Annotated in this window: 17 protein-coding genes; 6 read left to right on the top strand and 11 right to left on the bottom strand. The window is 64.5% G+C overall.

Going from position 1 to position 18,320, the window contains the following annotated elements; all coding sequences use genetic code 11:
* The first annotated feature begins 2 nt into the window (after positions 1-2).
* Positions 3-1,058 carry a CDP-6-deoxy-delta-3,4-glucoseen reductase gene (locus DFLDMN_RS10005; RefSeq protein ID WP_423194820.1) on the top strand — a complete coding sequence of 352 codons (1,056 nt, stop codon included), beginning with the start codon at positions 3-5 and terminating at the stop codon, positions 1,056-1,058.
* A gap of 340 nt (positions 1,059-1,398) precedes the next feature.
* The gene (locus tag DFLDMN_RS10010) at positions 1,399-2,586 is read left to right on the top strand and encodes an acetylornithine transaminase (RefSeq protein ID WP_423194821.1); all 1,188 of its coding nucleotides are present in this window, start codon (positions 1,399-1,401) and stop codon (positions 2,584-2,586) included.
* A gap of 76 nt (positions 2,587-2,662) precedes the next feature.
* Here DFLDMN_RS10010 and DFLDMN_RS10015 read toward each other — a convergent pair whose 3' ends face one another.
* The 8 genes from DFLDMN_RS10015 to DFLDMN_RS10050 all read right to left on the bottom strand — a co-directional run bounded on the left by DFLDMN_RS10015 (position 2,663) and on the right by DFLDMN_RS10050 (position 11,499).
* Positions 2,663-4,108, bottom strand: coding sequence for a hypothetical protein (locus DFLDMN_RS10015; RefSeq protein ID WP_423194822.1), 1,446 nt, complete (start codon positions 4,106-4,108; stop codon positions 2,663-2,665).
* 339 nt (positions 4,109-4,447) lie between these two features.
* Entirely contained in the window at positions 4,448-5,164 is a 717-nt protein-coding gene (locus tag DFLDMN_RS10020; protein WP_423194823.1) for an ABC transporter ATP-binding protein, read from the bottom strand.
* 17 nt (positions 5,165-5,181) lie between these two features.
* Positions 5,182-5,958, bottom strand: a complete 777-nt coding sequence (locus tag DFLDMN_RS10025; RefSeq protein ID WP_423194824.1) for an ABC transporter ATP-binding protein — start codon at positions 5,956-5,958, stop codon at positions 5,182-5,184.
* Between the two features lie 16 nt (positions 5,959-5,974).
* Entirely contained in the window at positions 5,975-7,129 is a 1,155-nt protein-coding gene (locus DFLDMN_RS10030) for an ABC transporter permease subunit (RefSeq protein ID WP_423194825.1), read from the bottom strand.
* Between the two features lie 13 nt (positions 7,130-7,142).
* Complete coding sequence (locus DFLDMN_RS10035; protein ID WP_423194826.1) at positions 7,143-8,078, bottom strand: branched-chain amino acid ABC transporter permease; 936 nt, start codon at positions 8,076-8,078, stop codon at positions 7,143-7,145.
* Positions 8,079-8,290: 212 nt separating this feature from the next.
* Positions 8,291-9,496 (bottom strand): branched-chain amino acid ABC transporter substrate-binding protein, encoded by a 1,206-nt coding sequence (locus DFLDMN_RS10040; RefSeq protein ID WP_423194827.1) that lies wholly within the window; start codon positions 9,494-9,496, stop codon positions 8,291-8,293.
* Between the two features lie 531 nt (positions 9,497-10,027).
* Positions 10,028-10,987 (bottom strand): 4-hydroxy-3-methylbut-2-enyl diphosphate reductase, encoded by a 960-nt coding sequence (gene ispH / locus DFLDMN_RS10045; protein ID WP_423194828.1) that lies wholly within the window; start codon positions 10,985-10,987, stop codon positions 10,028-10,030.
* Positions 10,988-11,010: 23 nt separating this feature from the next.
* Positions 11,011-11,499 carry an FKBP-type peptidyl-prolyl cis-trans isomerase gene (locus DFLDMN_RS10050; protein WP_423194829.1) on the bottom strand — a complete coding sequence of 163 codons (489 nt, stop codon included), beginning with the start codon at positions 11,497-11,499 and terminating at the stop codon, positions 11,011-11,013.
* 94 nt (positions 11,500-11,593) lie between these two features.
* Here DFLDMN_RS10050 and radC point away from each other — a divergent pair, with 94 nt between their 5' ends.
* From radC to nadB, 4 genes are all read left to right on the top strand, one after another.
* On the top strand, positions 11,594-12,292 hold the full coding sequence (gene radC, locus DFLDMN_RS10055; RefSeq protein WP_423194830.1) for a RadC family protein: 699 nt from the start codon (positions 11,594-11,596) through the stop codon (positions 12,290-12,292).
* A 237-nt stretch (positions 12,293-12,529) separates the two neighbouring features.
* A complete protein-coding gene (rpmB, locus tag DFLDMN_RS10060) occupies positions 12,530-12,763 on the top strand; it encodes a 50S ribosomal protein L28 (protein WP_008644908.1) in 234 nt (77 codons plus the stop codon).
* Positions 12,764-12,776: 13 nt separating this feature from the next.
* Positions 12,777-12,947 carry a 50S ribosomal protein L33 gene (rpmG, locus tag DFLDMN_RS10065; RefSeq protein WP_010814980.1) on the top strand — a complete coding sequence of 57 codons (171 nt, stop codon included), beginning with the start codon at positions 12,777-12,779 and terminating at the stop codon, positions 12,945-12,947.
* Positions 12,948-13,132: 185 nt separating this feature from the next.
* Positions 13,133-14,758, top strand: a complete 1,626-nt coding sequence (gene nadB / locus DFLDMN_RS10070; protein ID WP_423194831.1) for an L-aspartate oxidase — start codon at positions 13,133-13,135, stop codon at positions 14,756-14,758.
* A 15-nt stretch (positions 14,759-14,773) separates the two neighbouring features.
* Here the strand turns inward: nadB and nadC are convergent, their stop codons facing one another.
* From nadC to DFLDMN_RS10085, 3 genes are all read right to left on the bottom strand, one after another.
* The gene (gene nadC / locus DFLDMN_RS10075; protein ID WP_423194832.1) at positions 14,774-15,637 is read right to left on the bottom strand and encodes a carboxylating nicotinate-nucleotide diphosphorylase; all 864 of its coding nucleotides are present in this window, start codon (positions 15,635-15,637) and stop codon (positions 14,774-14,776) included.
* The gene (nadA, locus tag DFLDMN_RS10080) at positions 15,634-16,788 is read right to left on the bottom strand and encodes a quinolinate synthase (RefSeq protein ID WP_423194833.1); all 1,155 of its coding nucleotides are present in this window, start codon (positions 16,786-16,788) and stop codon (positions 15,634-15,636) included. The genes nadC and nadA overlap by 4 nt, the downstream gene beginning before the upstream one ends.
* 155 nt (positions 16,789-16,943) lie before the next feature.
* Positions 16,944-18,134 (bottom strand): acyl-CoA desaturase, encoded by a 1,191-nt coding sequence (locus DFLDMN_RS10085; RefSeq protein ID WP_423194834.1) that lies wholly within the window; start codon positions 18,132-18,134, stop codon positions 16,944-16,946.
* Positions 18,135-18,320 lie beyond the last annotated feature (186 nt).

The raw sequence follows: 18,320 nt of genomic DNA on the forward strand, positions 1-18,320 counted from the left end.
TTATGGCTTATCAAGTAACCGTCATGCCGAGTGGCCACAAGTTCGAGGTGGCCGCCGACGAAACCATTCTCGGCGCCGCCCTGCGCCATAGCATCGGCCTGCCGTATGGCTGCAAGAACGGCGCGTGCGGCTCGTGCAAGGGCCGCGTGGTGGCCGGCACGATCCACCAGGGCGACCACGCCGCTTCGGCGCTGACGGCCCAGGAAAAGACCGAAGGGCGCGCGCTGTTCTGCTGCGCCAGCGCCACCTCCGATATCACCATCGAATGCCGCGAGGTGCACGGTGCCGGCGATATCCCGATCAAGAAGATTCCGTGCCGCGTGCAAACGCTGGAGCGCCTGGCCGACGACGTGGTCGCGGTACGCCTGCAACTGCCCGCGACCGAGCGCATGCAGTACCTGGCCGGCCAGTACGTGGAATTCCTGCTGCGCGACGGCAAGCGTCGCAGCTATTCGATCGCCACGCCGCCGCACGAAGAAGGTCCGATCGAACTCCATATCCGCCATATGCCGGGCGGCGCGTTCACCGACTACGTGTTCGGCGCCAGGGAAGGCGCCCCGGCGATGAAGGAGCGCGACATCCTGCGCTTCGAAGGTCCGCTGGGCAGCTTCTTCCTGCGCGAGGACTCGGACAAGCCGATCATCCTGCTGGCCTCGGGTACCGGCTTCGCGCCGATCAAGGCTATCGTGGAACATGCCGCGTACACCGGTATCGAGCGGCCGATGACGCTGTACTGGGGCGGGCGCCGTCCGCGCGACCTGTACATGCACGCGCTGTGCGAGCAATGGGCGCGCGACCTGCCCAGCTTCAAGTACGTGCCGGTGGTGTCCGACGCCGCGGCCGAGGACCAGTGGAGCGGCCGCACCGGCTTTGTCCACCAGGCCGTCATGGCGGATCACCCGGACCTGTCGGGTCACGAGGTCTACGCGTGCGGCGCGCCGGTGATGGTGAACGCGGCCCGCCACGACTTCACGGCGCAGTGCCGCCTGCACGAGGATGCATTCTTTGCCGATTCGTTCACGTCCGAGGCCGACCTGCACCCGGCTGGCGGCGCCTGAGCGGGGCCCGCGCGAGCCGCGCGCCGTGCCGTCGACACAACAATGCCACCCGGGTCTGCGAAATTTCGTTTTGACACGGGGGCGCGTGCGTCTTATATTGGCCGCCATGAACCTTGCACGCCATGTTCGACGCCAGTTCCGTACGTTGCTCCCCAACCCCGGGGTGCCGCGCGGCTGATCGTCGACAGCGCTAGTTCACGTCAACGAGCCACGGGCAACCCCCGTGGCTTTTTGTTTTCTGTTTTCTGTTTTCTGTTTTTTGTCTTGTTATCGCGCGACGGTTTCGATCTTTTCATCGCCGATCGTTTTCATCGTTTCATGCCGACCCCAGGAGTCCGCCATGGCATTTGCTGAGTACCCCGTCCAATCCCTGATGTACATCACCAACCGGCCCGAACTCGTCTTCACCGAAGGCAAGGGCTCATGGCTGACGGATCACAACGGCAAGCGCTATCTGGATTTCGTGCAGGGCTGGGCGGTGAACTGCCTCGGCCATTCGAACGACGGCATGATCGCCGCGGTCGAGAAGCAGGCCCGCAAGCTGATCAATCCGAGCCCGGCGTTCTACAACGAGCCGATGCTCACGCTGGCCAACCTGCTCACGCAGCACAGCTGCTTCGACAAGGTCTTCTTCGCCAACAGCGGCGCGGAAGCCAACGAGGGGGCGATCAAGCTCGCGCGCAAATGGGGCCGCAAGCACAAGAACGGCGCCTACGAGATCATCACGATGGACCACAGCTTCCACGGCCGCACGCTCGCCACCATGAGCGCGTCGGGCAAGGCGGGCTGGGACACCATCTTCGCGCCGCAGGTGCCGGGCTTCCCCAAGGCGGAACTCAACGATCTGGCCTCGGTGGAGAAGCTCATCACCGACAAGACCGTCGGCATTATGCTCGAGCCGGTGCAGGGCGAAGGCGGCGTGATTCCCGCCTCGCGCGAGTTCATGCAGGGCCTGCGCGCGCTGGCCGACCAGCACAAGCTGCTGCTGATCGTCGATGAGGTACAGACCGGCTGCGGCCGCTGCGGCACGCTGTTCGCCTACGAGCTGTCGGGCGTGGAGCCGGACATCATGACGCTGGGCAAGGGCATCGGCGGCGGCGTGCCGTTGTCCGCGCTGCTGTGCAAGGCCGACGTGGCCAGTTTCGAAGCCGGCGATCAGGGCGGTACCTACAACGGCAATCCGCTGATGACGGCGGTTGGTACGGCGGTGCTCGAGCAGTTGGTCGCACCGGGCTTCCTCGACGAGGTCAAGGCCAAGGGCGAATACCTGCGCGAGCAACTGCTCGGCCTGTCGTCCGAGTTCGGCCTTGAGGGCGAGCGTGGCGAGGGCTTGCTGCGCGCGCTGATGCTCGGCAAGGACATCGGTCCGCAGATCGTTGAGGAAGCGCGCGACATGGCTCCCGCCGGCCTGCTGCTGAACTCGCCGCGCCCCAACCTGCTGCGCTTCATGCCGGCCCTGAACGTGACGCGCGACGAGATCGACCAGATGATCGGCATGCTGCGCACGCTGCTGAAGAAACTGGCGTAAGCGGGAGCGGCCGCGCCGGGTCACGGCATCCGCTCGGATGCCCTCCCGGTGCGCGCCAGGCTGCGCCTTCAGGGGCCTACGCCGGAGCCGGGCCTCGCGCCATGCGAGGCCCTTTTTTCATCCTGGCGCCATCGCCGACATGCGGTACATTGGGCCAGCCCTTCATCGTCCGGGCCCCGGCGAGATCGGTGCCGAGATACCGCCACGCGGCGTTGTCGGTCCGGGGCGGCGGATAGCCAGGGTCGAGCCCGCCGGCGTCGGCATGGCGGCGCTGGTAGTACTCGGCTTGCTCCGTGTACGGGTTGCTCACGATATGGATCTCGCCGGGCGCCGCGCCTCCGCGGACCGCAGGCCGGAAGAATCGTGCCGTCGCCTGCTGTGCATCGGGCAGACGCGTGCCCAGGTACTCCCAATGCGGATTGTCGCTGCCATGCGCCGGCAATTCGCCGCCGACGGCATTGCTCAACCGGCGAAAGAAGCCGACCTTGCCGGTATCGGCCTGCTCGTCCACGTAGATCTCGCCCAACTTGCCCGGCCCGCCCGCGCCCGACTCGCCCGACTCGCCCAAGTCGCCCAAGTCGCCCCACTCGCCGGTTCCCAGCACCTTGCGCGCCAGCGCGATGGCATCGTGCCGCATGGCGTTGCGCATCAGCACATCGAACACCCAGGGCCAGTAGAGACTATGGCGCACGTTCGCCGGCGCCCCCAGGGTCGTGCCCACCAGCCATTCGCGTTGGTTGCCATCGACATGGAATATGCCGCCACCGAGATCGCCCTCGCCGACCGGCGCGGCGATGCGATTGGCCCGGTCGTTGTCGAGACCGGCCATCAGCAATAGCGCGTCGTCGAGGTCGAGGTCGGACAGACCGAGGTTGCGGGCACGCCGCAGCACCGCGCGGCTCAGGATCGCGTTTCTTCGGCCTTTGGTGGCAACCGCCAGGCGCTGCGGCTCGTGCCGGCGATAGCTCGCGAGCGAGCGATAGAAGACATGACGGACCGGCGCAAAGCCATCCGCGCTCGGATGCGCGTGCGACACGTAATACGGCAGGCGCCGCGGCGCACTGCCCGGCAGGGACTGGTTGCGGTCATTGGCATACACCACCAGTCGCGCGCCGGTGGTCATCTCGGCATTGCCATCGACGAGCATCCGGTACTCCTGCCGATAGCTCGGGATCTGCGCGGTGTCGGCATCCGCGGCACCGGGATAGGGCTGATCGAGCAGCACCAGTCCGATATCACCAAGCGGACCGATGCGGAGCGAATAACGCTCCGCCCTGGCACTGGCCAGTACCCCGCCGGCGCGGATATAAAACGTCTCGTCGGGCCGCTTGCGCCGCAGGCAGCGCGCGGCGGTCACGATCACGCGCGGCGTGATCAGCGTGCCAGCGCATTCGCGGTCGTCGGCCTGCCAATAGGTGACCTGCGCGCTGACCAGGAGCGGCCGGTCGTAGTCCGCATGCGCGGGCCCCGGCAGCCATGTCGCTATCGCCACCGTCGCCACCGTCGCCACCGTCGCCACCATGGCGAGACCTCCCCGCCGGCCTGCTCGCATCCGTCGCGCCATTGCTGCCTCCCTGTCGAAGCTTGTCGAAGCTTGTCGAAGCTTGTCGAAGCTTGTCGAAGCTTGTCGAAGCTTGTCGAAGCTTGTCGAAGCTTGTCGAAGCTTGTCGAAACCTGTCGAAATCGAAACCTGTCGAACCGGCAGGGGACCGCCGTTATTGTTGCGGGCAAGTCTGGCACGGCCCCCGCACGGTCGCCGTGACGCACGTCAATCCTCGTGGCGGAAAACAAAAAGGCCCCGCGGGGCCTTTTTGTCTGGCTGCTGCGATGACCGCGGCGCAACGCGCCGCGGTCCAGGCGCTTACTCGCCGAGATAGGCGGCACGCACCTTCGGGTCGTCCAGCATCTGGCGCGCGTCCCCGTTCATGGTGATGAGACCGGACTCCATCACGTAGCCTCGGTGCGCCGCCTGCAGCGCCAGGCGCGCATTCTGCTCCACCAGCAGGATGGTCACGCCCTGTGCCGAGACCGTGCGCACCACCTCGAAGATCTTCTCGACCATGATCGGCGACAGACCCATCGACGGCTCGTCCAGCAGCAGCAGTTTCGGCTGGCTCATCAGCGCGCGCGCCATGGCCAGCATCTGCTGCTCACCGCCGGACATCGTGCCGGCCAGCTGGTTGGCACGCTCCTTCAGACGCGGGAAGGTCTCGAACATGCGATCGATATCGGCCTTGATGCCAGCCTCGTCGTCGCGCGTGTACGCGCCCATCTGCAGGTTCTCGGTGATGGTCATGCGGGCAAACACGCCGCGGCCTTCCGGCACCATCGCCAGGCCCTGCTTGAGCAGCTTGTAGCTGGGCACGCCCTTGATGGACTTGCCCATGTACTCCACGTCGCCGCCCGCCCAGCCCTGCAGGCCGGTAATGGCCTTCATGGTGGTGGTCTTGCCGGCGCCGTTGGCGCCGATCAGGGTCACCAGCTCGCCTTCGTGAATTTCCAGATCCACGCCCTTGACGGCCTGGATGCCACCGTACGCCACCTTGAGGCCGGCAATCTTCAGTACTGTCTGTTTCATCTCGATGTGCCTCCGCCTCAGTGCGCCGATGCGCCGAGGTATGCCTCGATCACGGCCGGGTTGCTCTGGACCTCCTGCGGCAGGCCCTGCGCGATGACCTTGCCGTAGTCAAGCACGGTCAGGCGGTTGCACAGCCCCATCACCAGCTTCACGTCGTGCTCGATCAGCAGGATGGTCTTGCCATCGTTGCGGATCTTTTCGAGCAGGCCGCGCAGTTCCACCTTCTCGGTCGCGTTCATGCCGGCGGCCGGTTCGTCCAGCGCAAGCAGCTTCGGCTCGGTGGCCAGCGCGCGCGCGATTTCCAGGCGGCGCTGGTGACCGTACGACAGGTTGCGCGAGGTGAAGTTGGCGTACTTGCCGATGCCGACATAGTCGAGCAGGTCGTGCGCCATGTCCTCGATGCCCTCCTCTTCGTGCCGCACCGAGGGCGGACGGAAGATCGCGCCGAAGACGCCCGCTTTCGAACGTACATGACGGCCCACCATCACGTTCTCGAGCGCGGTCATGTCGCCGAACAGGCGGATGTTCTGGAACGTGCGGGCAATGCCGGCCCTGGCCACCTGGTGCACGGCCGTGGGCTGGTACGGCTGACCGCCCAGCACGAACTCGCCCGAGTCGGGCGTGTAGAGGCCCGTGATCACGTTGAAGAACGTGGTCTTGCCGGCGCCGTTGGGACCGATCAGGCCATAGATCTCGCCGGGCTTGATCTGCAGGCCCACTTCCGAAAGTGCCTGCAGGCCGCCGAATCGCTTGTTGACCCCCTGTACCGACAGGAGGAATTCGTTGTTGCTCATGACGCTTCCTCCTGCTTCAGAAACGGCCGACACTGCCGGCACGACGGACCACGGGGCGATCTTCCTTGCGCGGCGACGGCCACAGGCCCGCCGGGCGGTACAGCATCACGCCGACCAGGGCCAGGCCGAACAGCAACTGGCGCAGCACTTCGGCATCGACGATCACCTGGCCGAACAGGCCGGTCTGGATCGGTTCGGCCACGGCGCGCAGCAGTTCCTGAAAGCCCACCAGCAGGATGCCGCCGAGAATCACACCCGGAATATGGCCCATGCCGCCCAGCACCACGATGGCCAGGATGTAGATCGATTCCCACAGCGTGAACGACTCCGGCGACACGAAGCCCTGGAACGCGCCGAACACGGCACCCGAGGCACCGCCGAACGATGCGCCCATGGCAAACGCCAGCAGCTTCATGTTGCGCGTATTGATGCCCATCGCCTTGGCCGCGATCTCGTCTTCGCGAATCGCCACCCAGGCGCGGCCGATGCGCGAGTTCTGCAGACGCAGGCAGACGAACACGATCACGATGACCAGGAACACCAGCAGGTAGTAGTACATGAAGACCGGCGTGAACTTCATGCCGAAGATCTCATGCGACTTCGAGAAGTCGAACCCGAAGATATGTACCGGGTCCACCGCCGTGATGCCCTTGGGGCCGTTGGTGATGTTGACCGGCCGGTCCAGGTTGTTCATGAAGATGCGGATGATCTCGCCGAAGCCGAGCGTCACGATGGCCAGGTAGTCCCCGCGCAGCTTCAGCGTCGGCGCCCCCAGCAGCACGCCGAAGGTCGCCGCCACCAGCACCGCGATCGGCAGCACCAGCCATATGGTCAGGTGGATGCCGTTGGGAAACAGCGCCTGGATGGCCTCGAACTGGTTGGCCAGATGCGGCGAGCCCAGCAGCGCCATGCAGTAGGCACCCACCGCGTAGAACGCGATGTAGCCGAGGTCAAGCAGACCGGCAAAACCGACCACGATGTTCAGGCCCAGCGCCAGCATGATGTAGAGCAGCGCAAAGTCGAGCACGCGCACCCAGTAGTTGCCGCCGAAGGTCTGGACAAAGAACGGCGCGCACAGCGCCACGACGAGAAAGCCGAGCAGCGCGGCCAGGGTCTTGGCCGGCACCTTCGAGGGTGCGGCGACGGCCGTCGATGGAAGCGGAGTATTCATGATTTCGCTCTCCTCAGGCACGGTCCGCGACACGTTCGCCCATGATGCCGGACGGACGGAACACGAGCACGGTGATCAGCACGATGAAGGCGAAGACGTCCTGGTAGTTCGAGCCGAACACGCCATTGGTCAGGTCGCCGATATAGCCGGCCCCGAGGGCTTCGATCAGGCCGAGCAGCATGCCGCCGACCATCGCGCCGGCCAGGTTGCCGATGCCGCCGAGCACCGCGGCGGTGAACGCCTTCAGGCCCGGAATGAAGCCCATGTAGAAGTGGGCGTTACCGTAGTTGGTGGCCATCATCACGCCCGCCAGCGCCGCCAGCGTGGCGCCGATCATGAACGTGGCCGAAATCACGAAGTTGGGGTTGACGCCCATCAGGCCCGCCACCTTCTGGTTCTCGGCGGTCGCACGCATCGCGCGGCCGAGCTTGGTGCGGTTGACCAGGGCCAGCAGGCCGGCCATCACCATCACGGCCATGCCGATGATGACGATTTCCTTGCCGGTGATGGTAGCGCCGGTGGAGCCGATATCGATCGGGCTCGACGGCAGCAGCTGCGGGAAGGTCAGCGGATTGCGCGACCAGATCAGCATGCCCATGGTCTGGAGGATGATCGAGACGCCGATCGCGGTGATCAGCGGCGCCAGGCGCGGCGCATTACGCAATGGCCGGTAGGCGACGCGTTCGATGGTATAGGCGAGTACCGCGCAGACGGGCATGGCGATCAGCGTGGCGATCACCAGCGTCAGCCATTCGGGGAGCCCCGGCGCAAACTTCTGCAAGCCGAGGATGGCGGAAAGCGCGGTCAGCGCGCCGATCATCAGGACATCGCCGTGGGCGAAGTTGATGATGCCCAGAATGCCGTAGACCATGGTGTAGCCCAGTGCGATCAGCGCGTAGATGCTGCCGAGCACCAGACCGTTCACGATCTGCTGGATAAAGATATCCATGAAAACTCCTGCTACAGGCCTGGTCCGGACGGCATGGTGTGGATGCCGCGGGGCAGGCCGCGTGTGTGATGGGTGGTAGTCTAGTTCGTGGCTGGTGTGCTGTCCGTACGCTTCCACCCATGGTAAGGATGCTGTCGGCGTGTGGCCGGACTAAAAAGAACGGCACCGCAAGGTACTCACGGTGCCGTTCGTAGGGGCAGGGGTGCCCTGGATTACATCTTCACGACGTCGAGGACGGACTTCTTCTTGTCCTTGTACTCGTACAGCGTGATGGTGCCTTCCTTCATGTCGCCCTTCTCGTCGAAGGCGATGTTGCCGATCACGCCCTTGTAGTTCGTCTTGGGCATTTCGGCCAGGATGGCGGCGGGCTCGGCCGAGTTGGCGCGCTTCATCGCGTCCACGATCACCATCACGGCGTCGTAGGTGAACGGTGCGTAGATCTGCACCGGCGAGTTGAAACGAGCCTGGTAGCGCTTCTCGAAGTCCGCGCCAGTTTCCATCTTCGACAGGGCCAGACCGGCTTCCGAGCAGATGATGTTCGACACGGCATCGCCGGCCAGCTCGGCTACCTTGTCGGTACAGACGCCGTCGCCGCCCACGATCTTCGACTGGATGCCCAGCTCCTTGGCCTGCTTGGCGAACGGACCGCCGGTGGCGTCCATGCCGCCGTACATGATCACGTCCGGCTTCTTGCCCTTGATCTTGGTCAGAATGGCCTTGAAGTCGGTGGCCTTGTCGTTGGTGGCTTCACGTGCCACCACGTTCACGCCGGCCGCCTTGGCGGTCTTCTCGAACTCGTCGGCCAGGCCCTTGCCGTAGGCGGTGGCGTCGTCGACGATCGCCACGCTCTTGGCGTGCAGGCTCTTGGCAGCGTAGTTGGCCAGCGCCGGACCCTGCTGGGCGTCGGTCGCGACCACGCGGTACGTGGTCTTGAAGCCTTGCTTGGTGTAGTCGGGGTTGGTCGACGACGGCGAGATCTGGACGATGCCGGCATCGCTGTAGATCTTCGAGGCGGGAATCGACACGCCCGAGTTCAGGTGACCCACCACTGCCACGACCTTGGCATCCACCAGCTTCTGCGCCACGGCGGTACCGGTCTTCGGATCGGCGGCGTCGTCTTCGCCCACCAGTTCCAGCTTGATCTTCTTGCCGCCAATCTCGAGGCCGGTCTTGTTGACTTCCTCGACGGCCAGGCGCGCGCCGTTCTCGTTGTCCTTGCCAAGGTGGGCAATACCACCGGTCAGCGGAGCCGCGTGGCCGATCTTGACGACGACCTCACCGCTGCCAGCCGCGGGGGCAGCCGCCGCGGCAGGTGCCGATGCTGCCGCATCGGCCGGCTTTTCTTCCTTCTTGCCGCAAGCAGCGACCAGCGCCACTGCAGCCGCGATCGGCAGAATCTTGGCAAACGTGAATTGCATGAGTGATCTCCTAGGATTCACAAAAACAGGGGAGTACTTGGACCCTCCCGGAAGCTCCCCCGTACCGCCTTTGTTTAGTTTCAATTTGAAACGCCGCGCATTGTATCCCCTTTTTTTGCGGATGCAATATGCGACGCAACAACCTGAACCGTTTTCCCGTCAAATGCGCTAGGGAATTTCCCCAATGCACAGATTGGGGCAATCTCCGCCCATCTGACGGACCCGTGGCCTAAGCTAACAAGATTCGTGCCTAGGCCGCGGAATGTGACATTTCCGACGCTGGCGCGGCGACTCATAATAGACGCCGTTTTAAATAGGTATTTATTTCTAATCGGCGGGCGCCTCTCCAATGTGCATAATGTATGGTCGCACCATAATAGGGAAAACCCCAGACCGGGGGATTACCCTGATATTGTCTGCGTGTTAAGACAGCTGACTCGGGCGATTAACTGGAAGCAGGCGCGGACAGCGGCGCGGCCATAAAAAAACGGCACCATGCTGGTGCCGTTGTGCTGTCGCTCAGGACGGTCGTCAGACCGAAACGCTGGCGAGTCCGCGTGGCAGCGGGAACGACATGTTCTCTTCCACGCCTTCCAGGGCACGCACCTGGCGCGCACCGAGCGCACGCAGCCGCTCGACGATGGCCTGCGCCAGTGCCTCGGGTGCCGATGCGCCCGCGGTCAGACCGATCCGGCGCTTGCCCGCCACCCATTCCGGCCGCAGCTGCGAGGGGTCGTCCACCATATAGGCAGGCACACCCAGGCGGTCCGCCAGTTCACGCAGACGGTTGGAGTTCGAACTGTTAGGGCTGCCCACCACGATCACCACCTCCACCTGCGGCACCATGAACTTCACGGCGTCCTGGCGGTTCTGCGTGGCATAGCAGATGTCCTGCTTCTTGGGCTCGCGGATCTCGGGGAAGCGCGCCTTCAGCGCGGCCACGATCTCGGCGGTCTCGTCGACAGACAGCGTGGTTTGGGTGACATAGGCGAGCTGCGCGGGATTCGATACCTCCAGGCGCCGCACGTCCTCGACCGACTCCACCAGCAGCATGCCCCGCTCCGACTGGCCCATCGTGCCTTCCACTTCCGGATGGCCACGGTGACCGATCATGATGATCTCGCAGCCCTCGGCGCGCATCTTGCCCACTTCCACGTGGACCTTGGTCACCAGCGGGCAGGTGGCATCGAACACGGTGAGGCCCCGCGCCACCGCATCGGCACGCACTTCCTTCGAAACGCCATGAGCGCTGAAGATGACGGTCGAGCCCGACGGCACTTCGTCGAGTTCATCCACGAAGATCGCGCCTTTCTTGCGCAGGTCTTCCACCACGTAGGCGTTGTGCACGATTTCATGGCGCACGTAGATGGGCGAGCCGAAGCGCTCGAGCGCGCGCTCGACGATTTCGATCGCACGGTCCACGCCCGCGCAGAAGCCGCGCGGTTGCGCGAGCAGGATCTCGGCATCGAGGGCGGGCAAGTTGTCGTGCATGGGGCGTTCCGCAACGAATGACATCAGAGAATTCCGATCAGGTGGACGTCAAACAGGATCGTCTGTCCGGCCAGCGGGTGATTGAAGTCGAACAGCGCGGCGGTGTCACCGAATTCCTTGAGCACGCCGGCGTAGCTGCCGCCGCCAGGCGCATTGAATTCGACGAGATCGCCAGGAGCATAGTCTTCCTCGAACGAACTGTTCTCACGCAACGTGGCCAGCGACACCCATTGCAGCAGTTCCGGATTGCGCGGTCCGAAGGCGTGCTCGGGCGCCAGCCGGTAGGTCATGCGCTCGCCCTCCGGCATGCCAAGCAGCGCCTGCTCCAGCGTGGGGGCGAGCTGACCCTGACCAAGCAGCAGCGTGGCGGGCTTCTCTTCGAAAGTGCTCACCACTTCGGTACCGTTCTCGAGGGAAATACTGTAGTGCAGGGTCAGGAAGGAGTCCGCCTGTACGGTCTTGCGGCCAGCCGTGCCGCCCTCCGCTTCCGACGCAAAATTTTGCAAATTCATGGGTGATCAACCGGTCAACAACCCGTATTGTATGCGACTGGACCAACTGGCGCCGACAGTTACCCTGACGACGATCCTGGCAAGGGAGCGAATCATGCCGATTACCGACTGGCCCGCCTGCGAGCGGCCGCGCGAAAAGCTGCTGCAAACGGGTGCCGCCGCCCTGTCGGACGCCGAACTGCTCGCGGTGTTCCTGCGCGTGGGCGCGGCCGGCAAGACCGCGCTCGACCTCTCGCGCGAGCTCATCGGAAGTTTTGGCTCACTCACGCGGCTATTCGCCGCCGACGCCGATAGTCTGGCGGCAGTCAAAGGCATCGGCCAGGCCAAGTTCGCCCAGTTGCAGGTGGTGCCAGAACTCGCGCGGCGTGCGCTGGCGGAGTCCCTGCGTGTGCCGCACACCCTCGGCACGTCGCGTGCGGTGCGCGATTACCTGCGCCTGACGCTGTCCCATCTGCCTTACGAAGCTTTTTATTGCCTGTTCCTGGACACCCAGCACGGCCTCATCCATAGCCGCGAACTGTTTCGCGGCTCGCTGCGCCAGGCCTGCATCTATCCGCGCGAAGTCGCGCGCGAGGCCTTGCATCACAACGCCGCCAGCGTGATCGTGGCCCATAACCACCCCGGCGGCGCGGCAGCGCCCAGCCGCAGCGACCTTACCGCCACGCGCCGACTGGCGCGGGCGCTCGGCACGCTGGACATCGAGCTGCTGGACCACTACATTGTGGCCGGCCGCGAGGTTTACTCGCTGGCCGAGCATGACCAGTTGCCCGGCCCCATGGCGGTGCACGATTGAAGTCCGCGCGGCGGGCTGCCAACCCAGTGCCCAGGTGACGCCCGCGGCACGACGCCACAGCGCCCGGCGTCAACGCGTGGAAAGCGTTGATTCCCTGTGCGCTTCCGGTCTATAATGCTCGTTTTGCTGAAGTCTCAACCGCTGCAGTCCGGGCCGAACGCGCCGAGCGCGTCTTTTGTCGCGCCTTTTGTTGATCTGTTGCGAACATTGTCCACGAATAAGATTTAGGAGTGCTTCATGGCACGCGTCTGTCAAGTGACCGGGAAAGCGCCGATGGTCGGCAACAACGTTTCCCACGCGAACAACAAGACCAAGCGCCGTTTTCTGCCCAACCTGCAGAATCGCCGCTTCTTCGTTGAATCGGAAAACCGCTGGGTGAGCCTGCGCGTCTCGAACGCCGGTCTGCGCCTGATCGACAAGAAAGGCATCGACGCCGTGCTCGCCGACCTGCGCGCACGCGGCGAAGTCTAAATAGGAGTACACCATGGCCAGCAAAGGCGGACGCGACAAGATCAAGCTGGAATCGACCGCAGGTACGGGTCATTTCTACACGACGACCAAGAACAAGCGCACCATGCCGGAAAAGATGGAGATCATGAAGTTCGATCCTGTCGCCCGCAAGCACGTCGCTTACAAGGAAACCAAGATCAAGTAATTGGTCTTGCGACTTTGACGAAGAACCCCGCCCGGCGCGGGGTTTTTTGTTGCCTGCGGTTTGCCGCATGCGGCCCGCCGCGGCTCCGGGACATTCGAGGTCGCCAAGGGCGCGCGGCGCAACGCATGCGGGTGTACACTTTCCAGCTTTCACGCAACGCCCGCGCCCTGCGCGCATCCCGCACCATGAACTACGACGTCGCGATCGTCGGCAGCGGACTGGCTGGCCTTACCGTCGCACTGCAGTTGGCCGATACCCATCGGGTTGCCATCCTGACCAAGCGCGCCATGAACCAGGGCGCGAGCGACTGGGCCCAGGGCGGCATCGCCGCAGTGCTTGATTCCGGCGACAGCCACGACGAACACACGCAGGACACGCTGGTCGCCGGCGCAGGCTTGTGCGACGAAGGTGCGACCCGCTTCATCGTGGAGCATGGCCGTGAAGCGATCCAGTGGCTGATCGATCGCGGCGTGCCATTCACGCGCGACGCCCAGGCCGAACTCGGCTTTCACCTGACTCGCGAAGGCGGCCATAGCCATCGCCGCATCATCCATGCGGCCGATGCGACCGGCCATGCGGTGGTGACCACGCTGGCCGAACAGGCGCGCCAGCATCCCAACATCACCATCATCGAGGATCAGTTCGCGATCGACCTGATCACGGCCGGCAAGCTCGGCCTGCCGGGCAACCGCTGCTACGGCCTCTACGTGCTGGACGATCCCTCGGGCGAAGTGCGCACCATCACGGCCACGCATACGGTGCTGGCGGCGGGCGGCGCGGGCAAGGTCTATCTCTATACGACCAATCCGGATACCGCCACCGGCGACGGCATCGCCATGGCGTGGCGCGCGGGCTGCCGCGTGGCCAATATGGAATTCATCCAGTTCCATCCCACCTGCCTGTACCACCCGTATGCGAAATCCTTCCTGATCTCCGAGGCGGTACGCGGCGAGGGCGGCCTGCTGAAGCTGCCGGACGGGACCCGCTTCATGCCCGAGCACGATTCCCGCGCCGAACTGGCGCCGCGCGACGTGGTGGCGCGTGCGATCGACTTCGAAATGAAGAAGCGCGGCCTCGATTGCGTGTACCTGGATATCACGCACCAGCCGGCGGCCTTCCTCAAGGAACACTTCCCGACCATCCACGCGCGCTGCCTGGAGTTCGGCATCGACATCACACGCGAGCCGATTCCCGTGGTGCCAGCCGCCCACTACACGTGCGGCGGCGTGGTCACCGATACCGCGGGCCGTACCGATATCGCCAACCTCTACGCCGTGGGCGAGACCGCCTGCACGGGCCTGCATGGCGCCAATCGCCTCGCGTCGAATTCGCTGCTGGAATGCATGGTCATCGGCCGCGCGGCGGCGGCTGATATCGCCATACAGGACAAGGCCGGCGCGCCGGATATCCAGCTGCCGGCGTGGGATGAAAGCCGCGTATCCGACGCCGACGAGGAAGTCGTGGTGTCGCATAACTGGGATGAATTGCGGCGCATGATGTGGAACTACGTCGGTATCGTGCGGACCGACAAGCGCCTGGAACGCGCGCAGCATCGCATCGGCCTGCTGCGCGAGGAGATCGCCGAGTACTACGCGAACTTCCGCGTCACCCGCGACCTGCTGGAGTTACGCAATCTCGTGGAAGTGGCATCGCTGATCGTCGACAGTGCGTACTCGCGGCACGAGAGCCGCGGCCTGCACTACAGCCGCGACTATCCGGACACCCTGCCGAAGGCGCTGCCCACCGTACTGCAGCCGCTGTCCGGCCGCGCCGAAGCGCACCGGAACGGCAAGCAGAAAGCGCGCGGCTAACCGCACCCAGGACCGTCAGTCGACGATCCTGAGCGAGTAGTCCGTCGCGCGTACGTCCTTGGTCAGTACGCCGACCGAGATGCGGTCGACGCCAGTCTCGGCAAAGGCGCGAATGGTATCGAAGTTCACGCCGCCCGAGACTTCCAGCAGCGCACGGCCGGCATTGACCTCCACGGCCTCGCACATCATCGCGCGCGTGAAGTTGTCGATCAGGATCGACTTCGCACCGGCTGCCAGCGCCTCCTTCAACTCCGCAATCGATTCCACCTCGATCTGGATGGTCGCTTGCGTGCCGAGCGCCAGCGCCGCCTGCATCGCGGCCGTAATGCTGCCGGCGGCGGCGATATGGTTTTCCTTGATCAGGATGCCGTCATAGAGCGCCAGCCGCTGGTTTTCGCCACCGCCAAGCTTGACCGCGTACTTCTGCGCCAGCCGCAGGCCGGGCAGGGTCTTGCGGGTATCGAGCACGCGGGCGCGCGTGCCAGCGATCAGATCGGCATAGCGACGCGTGGTGGACGCTACGCCGGACAGCAGCTGCAGAAAGTTCAGCGAAGGCCGTTCGGCCGTCAGCAGCGCGCGGGCCGGGCCGGCAATCTCGCACACCACGTCTTCCGGAGACAGGCGGGCGCCCTCTTCTTTCTTCCACGTCACGACCAGCCGCTCGTCCACCGCCTTCATGCAGGCATCGAACCACGGCTGACCGCACAGCACGGCCTCCTCGCGCACGATGACGCGGGCGCGGGCCATCTTGTCGGCCGGCACCAGCAGTCCGGTCAGGTCGCCGGTACCGACGTCCTCGGCGATTGCCGCCTTGACGTTGGCTTCCAGCGCGGCGCGCAGGGCCGGACCATAGCTGTCGAATACAGGATTGACGCTCATGCCGGACCGACTCCCTGGAACAACTGCGCCTCGGCGGCCAGGTCGGCCGACGGCCTTACCCTGGCCTTCTCGCGCGCCGCGAAATCGAGCATGCGATCGATACAGGTATAGGCCTGGCGTCCGATGGCGGGGTCGACGTGAATCTCGTTGCGCCCGGACTCCAGCACCTCTGCCAGGTTGGTCAGCGCATTCATCGCCATCCACGGGCAGTGCGCGCAGCTCTTGCACGTGGCGCTGTTGCCGGCGGTGGGTGCCTCGATGAAATGCTTGCCGGGCGCGGCCATGCGCATCTTGTGCAGGATGCCGTTGTCGGTGGCCACGATGAATTCGTTGGCGTCGAGCTGCTGCGCCGCCGTGATCAGCTGGGTGGTGGAGCCCACCACATCGGCCTGGGCCACTACGCTGGCCGGCGATTCCGGGTGCACGAGGATCTTCGCCTTCGGATATTCCTTGCGCAGCAGGTCCAGCTCGATGCCCTTGAACTCGTCGTGCACGAGGCAGGAACCTTGCCACAGCAGCATGTCGGCCCCGGTCTGCTTCTGGATATAGCCGCCCAGATGCTTGTCCGGCGCCCACAGGATCTTCTCGCCGCGCGCATGCAGGTGCTCGACGATCCTGAGGCCGATGCTCGATGTCACCATCCAGTCGGCACGCGCCTTTACCGCTGCGCTGGTGTTGGCATAGACCACCACCGTACGGTCGGGATGTGCATCGCAGAATGCCGCGAAGTCGTCGGCCGGGCAGCCCAGGTCGAGCGAGCACGTCGCGTCGAGGTCAGGCATCAGGATGGTCTTCTCGGGGCTCAGGATCTTCGCGGTCTCGCCCATGAAGCGCACACCGGCCACCACGAGCGTGCTGGCCGCATGCTCGCGGCCGAAGCGGGCCATCTCGAGCGAATCGGAGACACAGCCCCCGGTTTCCTCGGCCAGGTCCTGCAAGTCGGCATCGACATAGTAGTGCGCCACCAGTACCGCGTTACGCTCCTTGAGCAGGCGACGGATGCGATCCTTCAGGGCGGCACGCTCGTCCGGCGACAGCACGGGCGGCACCTTGGCCCAGGCATGCGCGACGCAGCTGCTGCCGGCGGTCATGTCGGAATCCGTGAGGTTCGGCTTTTCGAACTCGACGGTCTTTATGGTCTGTGGGGTCATCTCTGCGGTACTCCTCGGCGCGCCCGGCGCGGTGCCGTACCTGCGGCACCGGATATCGGTCGGAACATGGGGGAGTGTAGCCAAAAGAAAAGCCCCGCCAGGGGCGGGGCTTATTCTCTTCAGCCATGCGGGCGCAAGGCCGATTGTAGCGTGTATCAGGCGTAACGACGCAGGCGCAGCGAAAAGTCGTGCAGTGCCTGGATGCCGCTGGCCTCGGCGCGGTGGCACCAGGCCTGCAGCTGCTGCAGCAGCTGCTCGCGCGTGAGGTTGGAACGGCCCCAGATTGCTGCCAGCTCGCGGCGCATTTCCACAAACGTATGCAGTGCCTTGTGCTGTTCCACGATGCTCTCCAGATGCTCGCGCTGCGTGGCGGCCAGCTTGGCCTCGTCGCGATGGAACCACTTGCGCGCCGGCTTCAGGTTGGCGTACTCGGCCACGCGCCCTTCCTTGAGCTTTTCGAGCTCCTGGCGGAACGCGCCCTTGACGGCCTTGGTGTAGCGCGCCATCACATCGTAGCGATTGGCGATGATGGCCTCGAGCGTATTGTGATCCACCGGGCGGGCATCGACCAGACGGGCCTTGGGCGGCGTCTTCTTGACCTTGGCCAGGCCGACCGACTGCATCGCGCGGATATACCACCAGCCCACGTCGAACTCGTACCACTTGACCGAGAACTTGGCCGAGGTCGGATACGTATGGTGGTTGTTGTGCAGCTCCTCGCCACCGATGATGATGCCCCACGGCGAGATGTTGGTCGAAGCATCCTCGCAATCGTAGTTGCGATAGCCCCACCAGTGGCCGAGACCATTGATCACGCCGGCGGCATGGATCGGGATCCACAGCATCTGCACGGCCCACACGCTCATGCCGACCAGGCCGAACAGCGCGAGATCGATGATCAGCATGATGGCCACGCCCTGCCAGCTGAAACGCGAATAGATGTTGCGCTCGATCCAGTCGTCGGGCGTGCCATGGCCAAACTTGGAGATGGTCTCCTTGTTCTTCGCCTCGGCGCGATAGAGCTCCGCGCCCTCGAGCAGCACCTTGCGGATACCGCGCGTCTGCGGGCTATGCGGATCTTCCTCGGTTTCGCATTTGGCGTGGTGCTTGCGGTGGATCGCGGTCCACTCCTTGGTCACCATGCCCGTGGTCAGCCACAGCCAGAAGCGGAAGAAATGCTGGGCGATCGGATGCAGGTCCAGCGAGCGGTGGGCCATGCAACGATGCAGAAAGATGGTAACGCCCGCGATGGTGATATGCGTCACCACCAGCGTAAAGATGACGATCTCCCACCAGGACCAGTTGGCAAGGCCGTTGGCGGCCCAGTCAAGAATTGTGTCGAACAAACTGTTCTCCGTCCATTAAACAGGGGTCTTGCGGCAAGGCATGACAATGCCAGCCACACACACGCAGCAGAAAAAAAACTGCAAAATCACCTGATTGCGATAGCTATCTTGACGCGCCTGGGGAACATGGGTTCCACGAGAATCTTCCCGCGGGGGGCCCAGGCGGTACACGGTACGAACCGCTGC

This window comes from Cupriavidus sp. H19C3 (genome assembly GCF_049393815.1).
Taxonomy (GTDB): domain Bacteria; phylum Pseudomonadota; class Gammaproteobacteria; order Burkholderiales; family Burkholderiaceae; genus Cupriavidus.

Excerpts from the sequence above, each read along its gene's own strand:
- DFLDMN_RS10005 (WP_423194820.1), top strand. The coding sequence starts at position 3 with ATGGCTTATCAAGTAACCGTCATGCCGAGTGGCCACAAGTTCGAGGTG.
- DFLDMN_RS10010 (WP_423194821.1), top strand. The coding sequence starts at position 1,399 with ATGGCATTTGCTGAGTACCCCGTCCAATCCCTGATGTACATCACCAAC.
- DFLDMN_RS10015 (WP_423194822.1), bottom strand. The coding sequence starts at position 4,108 with ATGGTGGCGACGGTGGCGACGGTGGCGACGGTGGCGATAGCGACATGG.
- DFLDMN_RS10020 (WP_423194823.1), bottom strand. The coding sequence starts at position 5,164 with ATGAAACAGACAGTACTGAAGATTGCCGGCCTCAAGGTGGCGTACGGT.
- DFLDMN_RS10025 (WP_423194824.1), bottom strand. The coding sequence starts at position 5,958 with ATGAGCAACAACGAATTCCTCCTGTCGGTACAGGGGGTCAACAAGCGA.
- DFLDMN_RS10030 (WP_423194825.1), bottom strand. The coding sequence starts at position 7,129 with ATGAATACTCCGCTTCCATCGACGGCCGTCGCCGCACCCTCGAAGGTG.
- DFLDMN_RS10035 (WP_423194826.1), bottom strand. The coding sequence starts at position 8,078 with ATGGATATCTTTATCCAGCAGATCGTGAACGGTCTGGTGCTCGGCAGC.
- DFLDMN_RS10040 (WP_423194827.1), bottom strand. The coding sequence starts at position 9,496 with ATGCAATTCACGTTTGCCAAGATTCTGCCGATCGCGGCTGCAGTGGCG.
- ispH (WP_423194828.1), bottom strand. The coding sequence starts at position 10,987 with ATGCACGACAACTTGCCCGCCCTCGATGCCGAGATCCTGCTCGCGCAA.
- DFLDMN_RS10050 (WP_423194829.1), bottom strand. The coding sequence starts at position 11,499 with ATGAATTTGCAAAATTTTGCGTCGGAAGCGGAGGGCGGCACGGCTGGC.
- radC (WP_423194830.1), top strand. The coding sequence starts at position 11,594 with ATGCCGATTACCGACTGGCCCGCCTGCGAGCGGCCGCGCGAAAAGCTG.
- rpmB (WP_008644908.1), top strand. The coding sequence starts at position 12,530 with ATGGCACGCGTCTGTCAAGTGACCGGGAAAGCGCCGATGGTCGGCAAC.
- rpmG (WP_010814980.1), top strand. The coding sequence starts at position 12,777 with ATGGCCAGCAAAGGCGGACGCGACAAGATCAAGCTGGAATCGACCGCA.
- nadB (WP_423194831.1), top strand. The coding sequence starts at position 13,133 with ATGAACTACGACGTCGCGATCGTCGGCAGCGGACTGGCTGGCCTTACC.
- nadC (WP_423194832.1), bottom strand. The coding sequence starts at position 15,637 with ATGAGCGTCAATCCTGTATTCGACAGCTATGGTCCGGCCCTGCGCGCC.
- nadA (WP_423194833.1), bottom strand. The coding sequence starts at position 16,788 with ATGACCCCACAGACCATAAAGACCGTCGAGTTCGAAAAGCCGAACCTC.